The 15,250-nt window shown below is 71.3% G+C and carries 15 protein-coding genes and 1 riboswitch; of the genes, 14 read left to right on the forward strand and 1 reads right to left on the reverse strand.

Translation table 11 applies throughout. The annotated features are described in order from the left end of the window. Positions 1 to 6: 6 nt before the first annotated feature. The 6 genes from AB0947_RS17040 (at position 7) to AB0947_RS17065 (ending at position 5,340) form a co-directional block, all read left to right on the forward strand. Positions 7 to 315, forward strand: coding sequence for a DUF2469 domain-containing protein (locus tag AB0947_RS17040; RefSeq protein WP_014675276.1), 309 nt, complete (start codon positions 7 to 9; stop codon positions 313 to 315). Between the two features lie 58 nt (positions 316 to 373). After that, entirely contained in the window at positions 374 to 769 is a 396-nt protein-coding gene (locus tag AB0947_RS17045) for a YraN family protein (protein WP_366751113.1), read from the forward strand. After that, on the forward strand, positions 770 to 2,395 hold the full coding sequence (locus AB0947_RS17050) for a YifB family Mg chelatase-like AAA ATPase (RefSeq protein WP_366751114.1): 1,626 nt from the start codon (positions 770 to 772) through the stop codon (positions 2,393 to 2,395). Next, positions 2,392 to 3,552, forward strand: a complete 1,161-nt coding sequence (dprA, locus tag AB0947_RS17055; RefSeq protein WP_366751115.1) for a DNA-processing protein DprA — start codon at positions 2,392 to 2,394, stop codon at positions 3,550 to 3,552. The genes AB0947_RS17050 and dprA overlap by 4 nt, the downstream gene beginning before the upstream one ends. 323 nt (positions 3,553 to 3,875) lie before the next feature. Then, on the forward strand, positions 3,876 to 4,718 hold the full coding sequence (gene whiG, locus AB0947_RS17060; protein WP_366751116.1) for an RNA polymerase sigma factor WhiG: 843 nt from the start codon (positions 3,876 to 3,878) through the stop codon (positions 4,716 to 4,718). A gap of 64 nt (positions 4,719 to 4,782) precedes the next feature. After that, positions 4,783 to 5,340, forward strand: a complete 558-nt coding sequence (locus AB0947_RS17065; protein ID WP_366751215.1) for a helix-turn-helix domain-containing protein — start codon at positions 4,783 to 4,785, stop codon at positions 5,338 to 5,340. A gap of 273 nt (positions 5,341 to 5,613) precedes the next feature. Here AB0947_RS17065 and AB0947_RS17070 read toward each other — a convergent pair whose 3' ends face one another. Continuing rightward, positions 5,614 to 6,183: a M23 family metallopeptidase gene (locus AB0947_RS17070; protein WP_366751117.1), complete on the reverse strand. Its 570-nt coding sequence runs from the start codon at positions 6,181 to 6,183 to the stop codon at positions 5,614 to 5,616. 273 nt (positions 6,184 to 6,456) lie between these two features. Here AB0947_RS17070 and rpsB point away from each other — a divergent pair, with 273 nt between their 5' ends. The 8 genes from rpsB to AB0947_RS17110 all read left to right on the forward strand — a co-directional run bounded on the left by rpsB (position 6,457) and on the right by AB0947_RS17110 (position 15,213). Continuing rightward, positions 6,457 to 7,362 (forward strand): 30S ribosomal protein S2, encoded by a 906-nt coding sequence (gene rpsB / locus AB0947_RS17075; protein WP_366751118.1) that lies wholly within the window; start codon positions 6,457 to 6,459, stop codon positions 7,360 to 7,362. Between the two features lie 151 nt (positions 7,363 to 7,513). Then, positions 7,514 to 8,350, forward strand: coding sequence for a translation elongation factor Ts (tsf, locus tag AB0947_RS17080; RefSeq protein ID WP_366751119.1), 837 nt, complete (start codon positions 7,514 to 7,516; stop codon positions 8,348 to 8,350). Positions 8,351 to 8,565: 215 nt separating this feature from the next. Beyond that, on the forward strand, positions 8,566 to 9,324 hold the full coding sequence (gene pyrH / locus AB0947_RS17085; RefSeq protein WP_366751120.1) for a UMP kinase: 759 nt from the start codon (positions 8,566 to 8,568) through the stop codon (positions 9,322 to 9,324). A gap of 175 nt (positions 9,325 to 9,499) precedes the next feature. Next, a complete protein-coding gene (gene frr / locus AB0947_RS17090; RefSeq protein ID WP_014675285.1) occupies positions 9,500 to 10,057 on the forward strand; it encodes a ribosome recycling factor in 558 nt (185 codons plus the stop codon). After that, entirely contained in the window at positions 10,057 to 11,202 is a 1,146-nt protein-coding gene (locus tag AB0947_RS17095; protein WP_366751121.1) for a phosphatidate cytidylyltransferase, read from the forward strand. Before frr ends, AB0947_RS17095 begins: the two co-directional genes overlap by 1 nt. 188 nt (positions 11,203 to 11,390) lie before the next feature. Further along, positions 11,391 to 12,704 carry a cytochrome P450 gene (locus AB0947_RS17100; protein WP_366751122.1) on the forward strand — a complete coding sequence of 438 codons (1,314 nt, stop codon included), beginning with the start codon at positions 11,391 to 11,393 and terminating at the stop codon, positions 12,702 to 12,704. Between the two features lie 117 nt (positions 12,705 to 12,821). Then, positions 12,822 to 13,928, forward strand: coding sequence for a 23S rRNA (adenine(2503)-C(2))-methyltransferase RlmN (gene rlmN, locus AB0947_RS17105; protein ID WP_366751123.1), 1,107 nt, complete (start codon positions 12,822 to 12,824; stop codon positions 13,926 to 13,928). Between the two features lie 23 nt (positions 13,929 to 13,951). Next, a riboswitch (TPP riboswitch) is annotated at positions 13,952 to 14,058 on the forward strand. An 81-nt stretch (positions 14,059 to 14,139) separates the two neighbouring features. Then, positions 14,140 to 15,213: a thiamine ABC transporter substrate-binding protein gene (locus tag AB0947_RS17110; protein WP_366751124.1), complete on the forward strand. Its 1,074-nt coding sequence runs from the start codon at positions 14,140 to 14,142 to the stop codon at positions 15,211 to 15,213. The last annotated feature ends 37 nt before the right edge of the window (positions 15,214 to 15,250 follow it).

Raw genomic sequence — 15,250 nt, forward strand, 5'->3', positions numbered from 1 at the left:
CATGCCATGAGCGCCGAGGACCTCGAGAAGTACGAGACCGAGATGGAGCTGAAGCTCTACCGGGAGTACCGAGATGTCGTCGGTCTGTTCAAATACGTGATCGAGACCGAGCGGCGGTTCTACCTCACCAACGACTACGAGATGCAGGTGCACTCGGTACAGGGCGAAGTCTTCTTCGAGGTCACCATGGCTGATGCCTGGGTCTGGGACATGTACCGGCCGGCTCGCTTCGTGAAGCAGGTCCGGGTGTTGACGTTCAAGGACGTGAACATCGAGGAGCTGAACAAGAGCGATCTGGAGCTGCCGGGCGGGTGACGGAGTTTTCCACAACCGCCGAGTAGTCCACCAAGATCAACACCGCTGGGCCGGATGCGTGACCGTTGGCGCCGGAGGTGGTGCCGACATGAGCAAGGCACGCAACGGACTCGGCCGGTACGGCGAGGACCTGGCCGCCCGGCGGCTGGCGGAACAGGGCATGACGATCCTGGAGCGCAACTGGCGCTCCGGCAGGTCCGGCGAGATCGACATCGTGGCCAGGGACGGCGACGCCCTGGTCGTCTGCGAGGTGAAGACCCGCAGGGGCGGCGGCTACGAACACCCGATGGCCGCGGTGACCCCCGCGAAGGCCGCCCGGCTCCGCGCCCTCGCCCAGAACTGGCTCCAGGTCCACGGAGGAGCCCCGCCGGGCGGCGTCCGCATCGACCTCGTCGGCGTCCTGCTGCCCCGCCGCGGCGCCCCGTCCGTCGAGCACGCGCGGGGGGTGGCCTGAATGGCGTTCGCCCGTACGTGCTCGGTCGCCCTCGTCGGTGTCGAAGGCGTGGTCGTCGAGGTCCAGGCCGACCTCGAACCCGGAGTCGCGGCCTTCACCCTGGTCGGCCTCCCGGACAAAAGCCTGACGGAAAGCCGGGACCGGGTGCGGGCGGCGGTGGTGAACTCGGGCGGCGAATGGCCGCAGAAGAAGCTCACCGTCGGACTCAGCCCGGCCTCCGTCCCGAAGGCGGGCTCGGGATTCGACCTGGCCGTCGCCTGCGCGGTGCTCGGAGCCGCCGAACGGATCGATCCCCGGGTCCTCGCCGACATCGTCATGATCGGAGAGCTGGGCCTGGACGGCCGGGTGCGCCCCGTGCGGGGCATCCTGCCGGCTGTCCTCGCGGCGGCCGACGCCGGGTACGAGCAAGTGGTCGTACCCGAGTGCGCCGCCGCCGAGGCCTCGCTGGTCCCCGGTGTGTCCGTGCTGGGCGTCCGCAGTCTGCGGCAGCTCATCGCGGTCCTGACCGAGGAGCCCGTCCCCGACGAGACGCCGGACGAACAGGGACGGCCCGACCCCCTCCTGGCAGGACTGCGCGTACCGGGCACGGGCGCCGCCACCGGCATGCACAGCATCGGAGCCACCCACCAGGACCACGAGCACGACCTGGCCGATGTCGTCGGGCAGATCTCCGCGCGCACGGCGGTGGAGGTGGCCGCGGCCGGCGGACACCACCTCTTCCTGGAGGGGCCGCCCGGCGCGGGCAAGACCATGCTCGCGGAGCGCCTGCCCGCTGTGCTCCCGCGCCTCGCCCGGCAGGAGTCGCTGGAGGTCACGGCCGTGCACTCGGTCGCCGGGCTGCTGCCCCCGGGCAAGCCGCTCATCGACGTCGCCCCCTACTGCGCCCCGCACCACTCGGCGACGATGCAGTCACTCGTCGGCGGCGGACCGGGCATCGCCCGGCCCGGCGCGGTGTCCCTCGCCCACCGCGGCGTGCTGTTCCTGGACGAGGCGCCCGAGTTCCACAGCCAGACCCTGGACGCCCTGCGGCAGCCGCTGGAGTCGGGGCACGTCGTCATCGCGCGGAGCGCGGGCGTGGTCCGGTTCCCGGCGCGCTTCCTGATGGTCCTGGCGGCCAACCCCTGTCCCTGCGGACGCTTCTCACTCCGTGACTCGCTGTGCGAGTGTCCGCCGTCGGCGATCCGCCGCTACCAGTCCCGGCTGTCCGGCCCGCTGCTGGACCGGGTGGATCTGCGCGTCGAGGTCGACCCGGTCACCCGGGCCCAGCTCACCGAGCCCGGCGCCCGCGGGGAGTCCACGGCGACCGTGGCCGACCGGGTGCGGCAGGCCCGGCAGCGGACGGCGGCCCGCCTGGCCGGCACCCCGTGGCGCACCAACAGCGAGGTGCCCGGCCGCGAGCTGCGCAGCCGGTACCACGCCGCCCCCGGGGCCATGGACGACGCCGAACGCAGCCTGGAGCGGGGCGTGCTCACCGCCCGCGGGATCGACCGTGTCCTGCGCGTCGCCTGGACGGTCGCCGACCTCGTCGGACACGACCGCCCGGACGCCGCCGACGTCGCCCTGGCCCTGCAACTGCGCACCGGCGTCCCCCGCGGGGTGCCGGTGGCCATCGGAGCGCTGACATGACCGGAGAGCAGGACCCCGGTGCGGAACTGCTCGGGCGGGTGTTCCTCGGGCGGGTCGTGGAGGCGGGGGACGAGGTCGGCGGACGGTGGGTGCGGGAGCTCGGGGTGGGGGAGGTGGTACGGCGGCTGCGGTGCGGCAAGGACGCGTTGCCGGGCGTCAGCGGGAACCGGTGGGAGGGGCTCGTCGCACGGGCCCGGCAGGCCGAGCCGGAGCGGGACCTCGAGGCGGCCCGGGCCGCCGGGGCGCGGTTCGTCTGTCCGGGGGACGCCGAGTGGCCCCGGCAGCTCGACGACCTGGGGGACGCGCGCCCCCTCGGGCTGTGGGTGCGGGGCCGGCCGAACCTGCGGATGTGGGCGCTGCGGTCCGTGGCCGTGGTCGGCGCCCGGGCCTGCACCGAGTACGGCGCCCACGCCGCCGCCACCCTCTCCTGTGGTCTCGCCGAGCGCGGCTGGGTCGTCGTCTCGGGCGGCGCCTACGGCATCGACGGCGCCGCCCACCGCGGCGCCCTCGCCACCCGCGGCGCCACCATCGCCGTCCTGGCCTGCGGCGTCGACCAGTCCTACCCCCGCGGCCACGCCGCGCTGATCGCCCGGATCGCGGAACAGGGGCTGGTGGTGGGTGAGCTGCCGCCGGGCGACCATCCGACACCCAGCCGGTTCATCCTGCGCAACCGCGTCATCGCCGCGCTGACCAGGGGCACCGTCGTCGTGGAGGCCGCCTGCCGCAGCGGCTCGCTGGCCACCGCGCGGGCCGCCCAGCGCCTGGGCCGGTTCACCATGGGCGTCCCCGGCCCGGTCACCAGCGCCCTCTCCGCCGGTGTGCACGAACTGCTGCGCGCGGAGGCCACCCTGGTCACCGATGCCACGGAGGTCATCGAACTCGTGGGTGACATGGGTGAGCTGGCGCCGGCCCGACGTGGTCCCGTACTCCCGCGTGACCTGCTGCAACCCGCCGCCCGGACCGTGCTCGCCGCCCTCCCCGGCGACCGGGCGGCCCCGGCCGACGAGATCGCGCTCGGCGCGCGCACCACGCGGGACGACGCGATCGCGAGACTGTACGAACTCCGAGCACTTGGTTACGTCGAACGACACGGCGACGGCTGGAAGTTGACACGCCAGGCGGTGATCTCGGTCCGGAACGGTCACCGTCCGTGCTGACCGACGGTGTTCGGCCGTCCGGGGGAACTCCCGACGCCCTTGACGTTTCCCGGAGTTGGCGCCTTTGGCCGGTCACACAGAGCGAGCCCTGGCAGGGGGTCACCCGACCGGCGCGAGCGCCCCGCGCACGGGTGGCGCAGCGCCGTTCGCACACCGCGACTCCTCAGTCACGCTACGCTCACGAAGGCGGTGGCGCAGATCGCGCCAACCCCGCATCAGTCCGTCAGCTCACCCATGCAGCCCCACTTCACCCCAGGAACCCCACCCACACCCACTCCACGGCACTTCACAGCACTTCACGGCAGAACGGCACAAGGCGACGAATGCCCCAGCACACCTCCGGGTCCGACCGGGCGGCGATCCCCCCAGCCGCCCGCGACGGTGGCAGCGTGCGACCGCCCGCTCCCTCGACGCTCGACGAGCTGTGGCGGTCGTACAAGGCGACGGGGGACGAGCGGCTGCGGGAGCAGCTGATCCTGCACTACTCGCCGCTGGTCAAGTACGTGGCCGGCCGGGTCAGTGTCGGGCTGCCGCCCAATGTGGAGCAGGCGGACTTCGTCTCCTCGGGTGTGTTCGGGCTGATCGACGCGATCGAGAAGTTCGACATCGACCGGGAGATCAAGTTCGAGACCTACGCGATCACCCGGATCCGCGGCGCCATGATCGACGAGCTGCGGGCGCTGGACTGGATCCCCCGCTCGGTCCGGCAGAAGGCGCGGAACGTCGAGCGTGCCTACGCCACCCTGGAGGCGCGGCTGAGACGGACGCCGACGGAGGGGGAGGTGGCCGTCGAGCTGGGCATGGAGGTCGAAGAACTGCACGCTGTTTTCAGCCAGTTGTCGCTGGCCAACGTCGTCGCCCTGGAGGAGCTGCTGCACGTCGGCGGCGAGGGCGGGGGCCGGCTCAGCCTGATGGACACGCTGGAGGACACCGCCGCCGACAACCCGGTGGAGGTGGCCGAGGACCGCGAGCTGCGGCGGTTCCTGGCGCGGGCGATCAACACGCTGCCCGAGCGGGAGAAGACCGTCGTCACCCTGTACTACTACGAGGGGCTCACCCTCGCCGAGATCGGCAACGTGCTCGGGGTCACCGAGAGCCGGGTCAGCCAGATCCACACCAAATCGGTGCTCCAGCTCCGGGCCAAGCTGGCGAGCTTCGGGCGCTGACTCCTCCCTTCCGCAAGGGCGTGTCCGTACAGTGGTCGACGTGCCAAGGATTCGAGCGGCCTCCGTGGCCGAACACCGGTCGATGCAGCGAGCCGCCCTGCTGGACGCGGCTCGGTCCCTGCTGTCCGAGGGCGGGACGGAGGCGCTGACCTTTCCCGCGCTGGCCGAGCGGACCGGGCTGGCGCGCTCGTCCGTGTACGAGTACTTCCGGTCCCGGGCCGCCGTGGTCGAGGAGCTGTGCGAGGTCGACTTCCCGGTGTGGGCGGCGGAGGTCGCGGCGGCGATGGAGCGGGCCGGGACGGCCGAGGGCAAGGTCGAGGCGTATGTGCGCCGGCAGCTGGCGCTGGTGGGGGACCGGCGCCACCGGGCGGTCGTCGCCATCTCCGCGAGCGAGCTGGACGCAGGGGCCCGGGAGAAGATCCGGGCGGCCCACGGGGGCCTGGTCGCGATGATCGTCGAGGCACTTCACGAACTGGGACACGAGCAGCCCCGGCTGGCGGCGATGCTGTTGCAGGGGGTCGTGGACGCGGCGGTCCGGCGCATCGAGCTGGGCGCGGCCGAGGACCCCACAGTGGTGACGAACGCGGCCGTGGCCATGGCGCTGGGAGGAGTAAAGGGCTGACCCCACCGACGCCGGCCGGGGGGAGGGCCCCGAGGGGGCGCGGGGAACGGCGCGAACGACCACGACGGACCCGCGCCCGGCGCACGACCGCAGCGACCTCCCCCCGCCCGCCCCGCAGCAGCCCACTCCGCAACCACCCCGCAGCCCGCCCCACCCCCCACAGCCAAGGCGCAGCCGGCCCCGCAGCCCACTCCGCATCAGCCCGCTGGACAACCAGGGCGCAGCCCACCCCGCAGCCCGCCCCGCCCCGTAGCCAAGGCGCAGCCGGCCCCGCTAAGGCGCAACCGGCAGCAACCTCGACGGCCCCCGGTTCAGCAGCCACGGTGGCAGTACGGACAGCGGGTTCACATACGCGTCACCCCGCAGCAGACCCCAGTGCACGCACGTCCGCGTCCCGCAGTGGGACCCCCCCGGCTCCACCACCCCGACCACCGCCCCCGCCCCCACCTCCTCCCCTTTCCTGACCGACGCCCGCACCGGCTCGTACGTCGTCCGCAGATCCGTTCCCCGCAGTTCCACCGAGACCACGCCCCGCCCCGCCACCCGGCCCGCGAACAGCACCCGGCCCGGTGCGATCGCCCGTACGGGCGCCCCGGCCGGCGCTCCCAGGTCCACCCCCCGGTGCCCGGGGCCGTACACCGTCACCGGTGGTTCCCAGCCACGCAGGACCGGTGGGCGAACCCCGACCGGCCAGGCGCGGGCCACGGGCGGCACGGGCGCCGCCGGAGGGGCCTGCGGAGCCCCGGGAGACGTGTCGGCCCAGGCCAGGGGCGTGAGCAGGACCGCCGCCGGCCCCAGGACCAGCACCGGCCACAACAGCGCAGATCGCATCCTTCGTCGCATGCCGACACCGTCCCGCACACCCGCCGGCCGTGGCCCGGCTCTGTGGACCACTCGCCGGTTGTGGACAGCGGCGTCACCCGGTACCCCGCCGGTCCCGTACACTTCTTCTGGCGATCCGGGTCACCGGGTCGACTTCGCACGCCCGGGTACGGCAGCCGGCAACGGTTCGTACCAAGCGCCCCTCGGTCCTTCGCGGCACGGCGCTTCGCGGGCGTCAGGCGCCTTCGCCGTCCGGCGGAAGCGGCACAACCGAGAAACCAAGGAGAAACGGCCATGGCCGTCGTCACGATGCGGGAGCTGCTGGAGAGCGGCGTCCACTTCGGTCACCAGACCCGTCGCTGGAACCCGAAGATGAAGCGCTTCATCTTCACCGAGCGCAACGGCATCTACATCATCGACCTGCTCCAGTCGCTGTCGTACATCGACCGCGCCTACGAGTTCGTCAAGGAGACCGTCGCCCACGGCGGCACGGTCATGTTCGTCGGCACGAAGAAGCAGGCGCAGGAGGCCATCGCCGAGCAGGCCACCCGCGTCGGCATGCCCTACGTCAACCAGCGCTGGCTGGGCGGCATGCTCACCAACTTCTCGACCGTCTACAAGCGTCTGCAGCGCCTCAAGGAGCTCGAGCAGATCGACTTCGAGGACGTCGCCGCGTCCGGTCTGACCAAGAAGGAGCTTCTCGTGCTCTCGCGCGAGAAGGCCAAGCTGGAGAAGACCCTCGGCGGTATCCGCGAGATGCAGAAGGTGCCCAGCGCCGTCTGGATCGTGGACACCAAGAAGGAGCACATCGCCGTTGGTGAGGCCCGGAAGCTGAACATCCCGGTCGTCGCGATCCTCGACACCAACTGCGACCCCGACGAGGTCGACTACAAGATCCCGGGCAACGACGACGCGATCCGCTCCGTCACCCTGCTCACCCGCGTGATCGCCGACGCCGTCGCCGAGGGCCTCATCGCCCGTTCCGGCGTCGCCACCGGCGACAAGGGCGAGAAGGCCGCGGGCGAGCCGCTCGCCGAGTGGGAGCGTGACCTGCTCGAGGGTGAGAAGAAGGACGAGGCTCCGGCCGCCGAGGCCGAGAAGCCGGCCGAGGCCGCTGCCGAGGCTCCGGCCGCTGAGGCCGAGAAGCCGGCCGAGGCTCCGGCCGCCGACGCCCCGGCCGCCGAGGCCGAGCAGGCCTGACGCCGGTCCGTCAGCGTTCGACGGCGGGGGCGGGACATGGCTCCGCCCCCGCTGTTCACCCGTAGGTCGGCACGACGTACGCGGTCCGCGACTACATGTGGGTCGCGACCGTGCGGATCTAAACCAGACTTCGAGAAAGACTCACAGACTCATGGCGAACTACACCGCCGCCGACGTCAAGAAGCTCCGTGAGCTGACCGGCGCCGGCATGATGGACTGCAAGAAGGCGCTGGACGAGGCCGAGGGCAACGTCGAGAAGGCCGTCGAGGCGCTGCGCATCAAGGGCCAGAAGGGCGTCGCCAAGCGCGAGGGCCGCTCCGCCGAGAACGGCGCCGTGGTCTCCATCATCGCCGACGACAACTCCTCCGGTGTCCTGGTCGAGCTGAAGTGCGAGACGGACTTCGTCGCCAAGGGCGAGAAGTTCCAGGCCGTGGCCAACGCCATCGCCGAGCACGTCGCCAAGACGAACCCGGCCGACCTCCAGGCCCTGCTGGCCTCCGAGATCGAGCCCGGCAAGACCGTCCAGGCGTACGTGGACGAGGCCAACGCCAACCTGGGCGAGAAGATCGTCCTGGACCGCTTCGCGCAGTTCGCCGACGGCTACGTCACCGCCTACATGCACCGCACCATGCCCGACCTGCCCCCGCAGATCGGTGTCCTGGTCGAGCTCGACAAGCCGAACGCCGAGGTCGCCAAGGGCGTCGCCCAGCACATCGCCGCCTTCGCGCCGAAGTACCTCTCCAAGGAGGACGTGCCGGCCGACGTCGTCGAGTCCGAGCGCCGCATCGCCGAGGAGACCACCCGCGCCGAGGGCAAGCCCGAGGCCGCGATCGGCAAGATCGTCGAGGGTCGTCTCAACGGCTTCTTCAAGGACGCCACGCTGCTCGGCCAGCCGTACGCGCTCGACAACAAGAAGTCGGTCCAGAAGGTGCTGGACGAGGCCGGTGTCACCCTGAAGCGCTTCTCGCGCATCAAGGTCGGCATCTGAGTCCGTACCGCGATCGACGCGGGACCCCCGGAGAAATCCACGAGGAAATCCCGATAGGGTCGACCGCAGTCGTCCGCGCACACCGCCACACCCGGGCGTGGGGCGGACGGCAGCAGATCTGACGAGGAGGCCATTGCCGCGCATGGGAGCGAAAAGCAACCCCACCGGCAATGGCCTTCTTCGTATGTGCAACACGTGAAAGAGTTGGGATCCCCATGACCACCAAGGCCCAGAAGAGCGACGACGGCAAAGTACGCGGCCGGTTTCTGCTGAAGCTGTCCGGAGAGGCCTTCTCCGGTGGCGGGGGACTGGGCGTCGACCCGGACGTGGTGCACAAGATCGCCCGTGAGATCGCGGCCGTCGTGCGTGACGGCGCCCAGATCGCGGTCGTCATCGGCGGCGGCAACTTCTTCCGCGGCGCCGAACTCCAGCAGCGCGGCATGGACCGTGCCCGCTCCGACTACATGGGCATGCTCGGCACCGTGATGAACTGCCTCGCCCTCCAGGACTTCCTGGAGAAGGAGGGCATCCAGTCCCGCGTGCAGACCGCCATCACGATGGGCCAGGTCGCCGAGCCGTACATCCCGCTGCGCGCCGTGCGCCACCTCGAGAAGGGGCGCGTGGTCATCTTCGGCGCCGGTATGGGCATGCCCTACTTCTCCACCGACACCACCGCCGCCCAGCGCGCCCTGGAGATCGACGCCGAGGCGCTGCTCATGGGCAAGAACGGCGTGGACGGGGTGTACGACTCCGACCCCAAGACCAACCCCGACGCCGTCAGGTTCGACGCCCTCGGCTACGGCGAGGTCATCACCCGCGACCTGAAGGTCGCCGACGCCACCGCCATCACGCTGTGCCGCGACAACAAGCTCCCGATCCTCGTCTTCGAGCTTCTCGCGGAGGGCAATATCGCCCGCGCCGTCAAGGGTGAGAAGATCGGCACGCTGGTGGGTGACCAGGACAGCCGGGACTGACCTGGACCAACCCGGCCGGTGATGTGCGGCCCTGTGAGGGGGCCGGACCCCGGCCGGGGGATGGACAATGTCCTGCCGGTCGGGAACCGTGCAGGAAGAAGACGCGACGCAGCCGGCCGCCGACCGACTTCAGGAACCGCAGCCGGGCCTTACTCAAGACACGCAGGAGCAAGTGGTGATCGAAGAGACCCTCCTCGAAGCCGAGGAGAAGATGGAGAAGGCCGTCGTGGTCGCCAAGGAGGACTTCGCCGCGATCCGCACCGGCCGTGCGCACCCGGCGATGTTCAACAAGATCGTGGCCGACTACTACGGTGCCCCGACGCCGATCAACCAGCTGGCCTCGTTCTCCGTGCCGGAGCCGCGCATGGCGGTCGTGACCCCGTTCGACAAGAGCGCTCTGCGCAACATCGAGCAGGCCATCCGCGACTCCGACCTGGGCGTCAACCCCAGCAACGACGGCAACATCATCCGGGTGGTGTTCCCCGAGCTGACCGAGGAGCGCCGCCGCGAGTACATCAAGGTCGCCAAGGGCAAGGGCGAGGACGCCAAGGTCTCGATCCGCTCGGTGCGCCGCAAGGCCAAGGACGCCATCGACAAGCTGATCAAGGACGGCGAGGTCGGCGAGGACGAGGGCCGTCGTGCGGAGAAGGAGCTCGACGACACCACGGCGAAGTACGTCGCCCAGGTGGACGAGCTCCTCAAGCACAAGGAAGCGGAGCTGCTCGAAGTCTGATGAGCGACTCTTCCTGGGGGGCGCCGCCATCGACGGGCCAGGCCGGGTACTGGGTTCCCACCGCAGGCGGGCCCGCCCAGCCTGTCCCGGGGGCCGGCCCGGCGGGTCCCGCATACGATGCGCCTGAGGCGCAGCAGACTCGCCCCATGTCCGTTGTGCCCGACGCCCCCTCGTACGGCGGAGGAGACCAGGACGACGACCGGGGGGCCGCTCGGCTGAGCGGCCCCCTGTTCCGAGACGAGACGTATCAGGCCCGGGAACTCCCGGCCGAGACCCAGAACCCGGAGCCCATGCCCGACGCCCCGCAGCCGGCGCCAGCGCCGCAGAAGAAGAGCGCGGGCCGTGACCTGAGCGCGGCCATAGGCGTCGGCGTCGGGCTCGGTGTGGTGATCATCGCGTCCCTGTTCATCGTCAAGGCCGTCTTCGTCGGCGTGATCGCGGTCGCCGTCGTCGTCGGCCTGTGGGAGCTGACCAGCAGGCTCCAGGAGCGCAAGGGCATCAAGGCGCCGCTGGTGCCGCTCGCGGTCGGCGGCGCGGCGATGGTCGTCGCCGGGTACGTGCGGGGCGCCGAGGGCGCGTGGGTCGCGATGGCGCTGACCGCGCTGGCCGCGCTGGTCTGGCGGATGACGGAGCCGCCGGAGAACTACCTCAGGGACGTCACGGCCGGTCTCTTCGCCGCGTTCTACGTGCCGTTCCTGGCCACGTTCGTCGCGATGATGCTCACCGCCGACGACGGTCCCTGGCGGGTGCTCACGTTCCTGCTGCTGACGGTCGTGAGCGACACCGGCGCCTACGCGGTCGGCTGGCGCTTCGGCAGGCACAAGCTCGCGCCGCGCATCAGCCCCGGCAAGACCCGCGAGGGGCTGCTGGGCGCGGTGCTGTTCGCGATGGTCGCCGGCGCACTGTGCATGCACTTCCTGATCGACGGCGGCCGCTGGTGGCAGGGCCTGCTGCTGGGCCTCGCGGTCGCGGCCAGCGCCACGCTGGGCGACCTCGGCGAATCCATGATCAAGCGGGACCTGGGCATCAAGGACATGGGCACCCTGCTCCCCGGGCACGGCGGCATCATGGACCGCCTCGACTCGCTGCTGCCCACGGCGCCGGTGGTGTGGCTGCTGATGGTGATCTTCGTCGGCTCCGCGTGAGCGGTAGTGGTACGTCTTCTTCGGCCCCCGTCCTGGAACAGGGCGGGGGCCGTTGCCGTACCCGGGCCCTCCCCTCGCGGCACCCGGATGCCGCATCTCGACGCGGCGGCCGGCGCCGGCGCGCGGCAGACTCCTCCAGAGGACGGCCGTTCCACCGCCGCCCCGGCGACGCAGCAGGGAGTGAGCCGATGCGCCTCGACCCGACGCCCACCCCGTACGACCCGGCCCTCACCCCTGCCGGCCCGGCTCCCGCTTCCGCCGACCCCGTCCCTGACCTCGTCGCCGCCCCGCCACCGCCACCCCCGCCCGTCCGGTTCTGGCCCGTCGACGATCTGCCCGCACTCGCCCCCGATCCCCTCCTGGACGTGCTGCTGCGGGAGGAACCGGTCGCGCGGATCAGGTTGCCGTACGGCGAGGGGTGCGCCTGGCTGGTCACGCGGTACGACGACGTCCGGTTCGTCACCTCGGACCCGCGCTTCTCCCGGGAACGGGTCGCCGGCCGGACCGTCACCACCATGCGCCCGGTGCCGGTGGCCTCACAGACGGCGGGCCTGCAGTACGTCGATCCGCCCCGGCACACCCGGCTGCGCCGGGTCGTCGCCCGCGCGTTCACCGGGCGGAGCATGCGGCGGCTGCGGCCGCTCGCGGAGCGCAGGGCCGCCGGCCTGCTCGCAGGGATGGAACGCGCCGGCGCCCCGGCCGACCTCATGGAACACCTGCACGGCCCCTTCCCGATCGCCGTGCTCCGCGACTTCCTCGGCGTGGAGGAGGAGGACTGGCATCGCTGGGCCGTGACGGGCGAGGCCCTGCTGTCCGCGTCCGCGGGAGCCGATGCGGAGGAGCGGGCCAGGGAAGCGGCCCTGATCACCCGGGCCCGGATCACCGAACTGCTCCACAGGCGCCGAGAGGACCCCCGCGACGATCTGGCAGGCGTGCTGGCGCGGGCCGCCGAGGCGGGCGAGATCACCGACGACGAGGCGATGTCCCTGGCCATCGCCGTCCAGGTCAGCGGCGGTCACGCGGTCCGCAACAACAGCGGTTCGATGATGTACGCGCTGCTCACCCACCCCGGGCACCTGGACCGGCTGCGCCGTGAGCCGGAGCTGCTGCCCCGGGCCGTGGAGGAACTGTTCCGCTACGTCCCGCACCGCAACGGCGTCGGCATCCCGCGCGTCGCCACGGAGGACGTGGCGGTCGGCGGCCGGCTGATACGGGCCGGCGACGTCGTCTACAACGCCTACCTCGCCGCCAACCGCGACCCCGAGGTCTTCCCCGACCCGGACGCCCTGGACTTCGACCGCGACAACCCCGCCCACCTGGCCTTCGGGCACGGCCCGCACCACTGCCTGGCCGCCGTCATGGCCCGCATGGAAGCCGAGGTCATGATCGGCGCCGTACTCACCCGCTTCCCCGGCATCCGCCTGGCCGTGCCGCCCGAGGAAGTCGAGTTCCAGACGCAGGGGCTGATCCGCGGGCCGAGGGCCCTGCCCGTGACGTGGTGACACGTCGGGTGGCAAGAGAAGAACCGGAACCGGAGCCGGGACACCGACGGCGACCAGGAACGGCCGCGTCACACACTCGCCGGGCCACCTGTGTGGATCTGCGACACTGGATGCACCATGCCCAAGCCCGGAGAACTCATTTTCGTCGCGCCGCGCGGAGCCAAGAAGCCGCCGCGGCATCTCGCCGACCTCACGCCCGCTGAGCGCAAGGACGCCGTGGCCGGGATCGGTGAGAAGCCGTTCCGTGCCAAGCAGCTCTCGCAGCACTACTTCGCGCGGTACGCGCACGACCCGGAGCAGTGGACCGACATCCCCGCCGGCTCCCGCGCCAAGCTTCAGGAAGCGCTGTTCCCGGAGCTGATGACCGTCGTCCGGCACCTGTCCACCGACCAGGGGACCACGCGCAAGACGCTGTGGCGGCTGTTCGACGGGACGCTGGTCGAGTCGGTGCTCATGCGGTACCCGGACCGGGTCACCATGTGCATCAGCTCGCAGGCCGGGTGCGGTATGAACTGCCCGTTCTGCGCGACCGGGCAGGCCGGGCTGGACCGGAACCTGTCCACCGCGGAGATCGTCCACCAGATCGTGGACGGCATGCGGGCGCTGCGGGACGGCGAGGTGCCCGGTGGGCCCGCGCGGCTGTCCAACATCGTCTTCATGGGGATGGGCGAGCCCCTCGCCAACTACAAGCGGGTCGTCGGCGCCATCCGGGCGCTCACCGACCCCGCCCCGGACGGGCTCGGCCTCTCGCAGCGCGGGATCACCGTCTCCACCGTCGGACTCGTGCCGGCCATCCACCGGTTCGCCGACGAGGGCCTGAAGTGCCGGCTCGCGATCTCCCTGCACGCCCCCGACGACGAGCTGCGCGACACCCTCGTCCCCGTGAACACGCGGTGGAAGGTGCGCGAGGTGCTGGACGCCGGGTTCGAGTACACCGAGAAGTCCGGGCGCCGGCTGTCCATCGAGTACGCGCTCATCCGCGACATCAACGACCAGGCGTGGCGGGGCGACAGGCTCGGGCGGCTGCTGAAGGGCAAGCCCGTGCACGTCAACCTCATCCCGCTGAACCCGACGCCGGGGTCGAAGTGGACCGCGTCGCGGCCGGAGGACGAGAAGGCGTTCGTGGAGGCGATCGCCGCGCACGGCGTGCCCGTCACCGTCCGGGACACCCGGGGGCAGGAGATCGACGGGGCCTGCGGTCAGCTCGCGGCCACCGAGCGGTAATCTGACCCCGTCCGCATATCTTCATATTCCGACAGGGGAGCGCCACAGCGCTGAGAGTGCGGCACCGGGCCGCAGACCCTCTGAACCTCGCCCAGGTCATTCTGGGTAGGAAGTTCGGTCACCACTCAAGCTGTTGCGCCCTGCCCGGGTCTCCCCAGCGGAGCCCGGGCAGGGCCGCGTCTCTTCCTGGCCAACCCCAGGAGGACATCCAGTGCACAACAAGACCTTCGTGGCCGTGGCGGTCGGGCTCGGCCTGCTCGGCCTGTCCGCGTGCGGTTCCGGCACGAGCGGGCCGGCCGCGGATTCCAAGACCGTGACCCTGGTCAGCCATGACTCGTGGGCCGTCTCCAAGAACGTGCTGAAGGACTTCGAGAAGCAGTCCGGGTACAAGGTCAGGGTCCTGAAGGACGGCGACGCCGGGCAGGCCGTCAACAAGGCCGTCCTGACCAAGGACAACCCGCAGGGCGACGTCTTCTTCGGCGTCGACAACACCCTGCTCTCCCGAGCCCTGGACAACGGGCTGTTCCAGCCGTACCGGGCCAAGGGCTACGACACGGTCCGGCCCGAGTTCCGCGTCGACCAGGACAAGCACCGCGTCACGCCCGTCGACACCGGCGACATCTGCGTCAACTACGACAAGGCCTGGTTCAGCGCGCACAAGCTGACGCCGCCGCAGTCCTTCGCGGACCTCGCCGATCCCGCGTACAAGAACCTCCTCGTCACCGAGAACGCGGCCACCTCCTCGCCGGGCCTCGGCTTCCTGCTCGGCAGCGCCGCCCGGTTCGGGGACAGCGGCTGGCAGGACTACTGGAAGAAGCTCAAGGCCAACGGCGTCAAGGTGGTCGACGGCTGGGAGCAGGCCTACTACCAGGAGTTCTCCGGTTCCTCCGAGGGCAAGAAGGCGGGTGGCGACCGGCCGCTCGTGGTGTCGTACGCCTCCTCCCCGCCCGCCGAGGTGATCTACGCCAAGAAGCGGCCCGGCACCGCCCCGACCGGGGTGTCGTACGGCACCTGCTTCCGGCAGACCGAGTACGCCGGACTGCTGAGCAACGCGAAGAACACCAAGGGCGGCAAGGCGTTCCTCGACTTCCTGCTGACCAAGGAGTTCCAGCAGGACATGCCGCTGAACATGTTCGTCTACCCGGTGGTGCAGGGGGCGGCCGTCCCCGCCGACTTCACGAAGTACGGGCCGGCCGCCAAGGATCCCGCGACCGTGGCCCCGGACAAGATCGCCGCCAACCGCGACCAGTGGGTCAAGTCGTGGACGTCACTCGTACTGAAGTGACCGCCCGCGTCAGGGACGGGCGCGGGAGCGCGGTGCG

Origin of the sequence: Streptomyces sp. NPDC047841 (genome assembly GCF_040704085.1) — a bacterium.
In the GTDB taxonomy this organism is placed as follows: domain Bacteria; phylum Actinomycetota; class Actinomycetes; order Streptomycetales; family Streptomycetaceae; genus Streptomyces; species Streptomyces argyrophylli.

What these genes read in the sequence shown, in the direction of transcription:
- AB0947_RS17040 (WP_014675276.1), top strand. Translation starts at nt 7, where the DNA reads ATGAGCGCCGAGGACCTCGAGAAGTACGAGACCGAGATGGAGCTGAAG.
- AB0947_RS17050 (WP_366751114.1), top strand. Translation starts at nt 770, where the DNA reads ATGGCGTTCGCCCGTACGTGCTCGGTCGCCCTCGTCGGTGTCGAAGGC.
- dprA (WP_366751115.1), top strand. Translation starts at nt 2,392, where the DNA reads ATGACCGGAGAGCAGGACCCCGGTGCGGAACTGCTCGGGCGGGTGTTC.
- whiG (WP_366751116.1), top strand. Translation starts at nt 3,876, where the DNA reads ATGCCCCAGCACACCTCCGGGTCCGACCGGGCGGCGATCCCCCCAGCC.
- AB0947_RS17070 (WP_366751117.1), bottom strand. Translation starts at nt 6,183, where the DNA reads ATGCGACGAAGGATGCGATCTGCGCTGTTGTGGCCGGTGCTGGTCCTG.
- rpsB (WP_366751118.1), top strand. Translation starts at nt 6,457, where the DNA reads ATGGCCGTCGTCACGATGCGGGAGCTGCTGGAGAGCGGCGTCCACTTC.
- tsf (WP_366751119.1), top strand. Translation starts at nt 7,514, where the DNA reads ATGGCGAACTACACCGCCGCCGACGTCAAGAAGCTCCGTGAGCTGACC.
- pyrH (WP_366751120.1), top strand. Translation starts at nt 8,566, where the DNA reads ATGACCACCAAGGCCCAGAAGAGCGACGACGGCAAAGTACGCGGCCGG.
- AB0947_RS17095 (WP_366751121.1), top strand. Translation starts at nt 10,057, where the DNA reads ATGAGCGACTCTTCCTGGGGGGCGCCGCCATCGACGGGCCAGGCCGGG.
- AB0947_RS17100 (WP_366751122.1), top strand. Translation starts at nt 11,391, where the DNA reads ATGCGCCTCGACCCGACGCCCACCCCGTACGACCCGGCCCTCACCCCT.
- rlmN (WP_366751123.1), top strand. Translation starts at nt 12,822, where the DNA reads ATGCCCAAGCCCGGAGAACTCATTTTCGTCGCGCCGCGCGGAGCCAAG.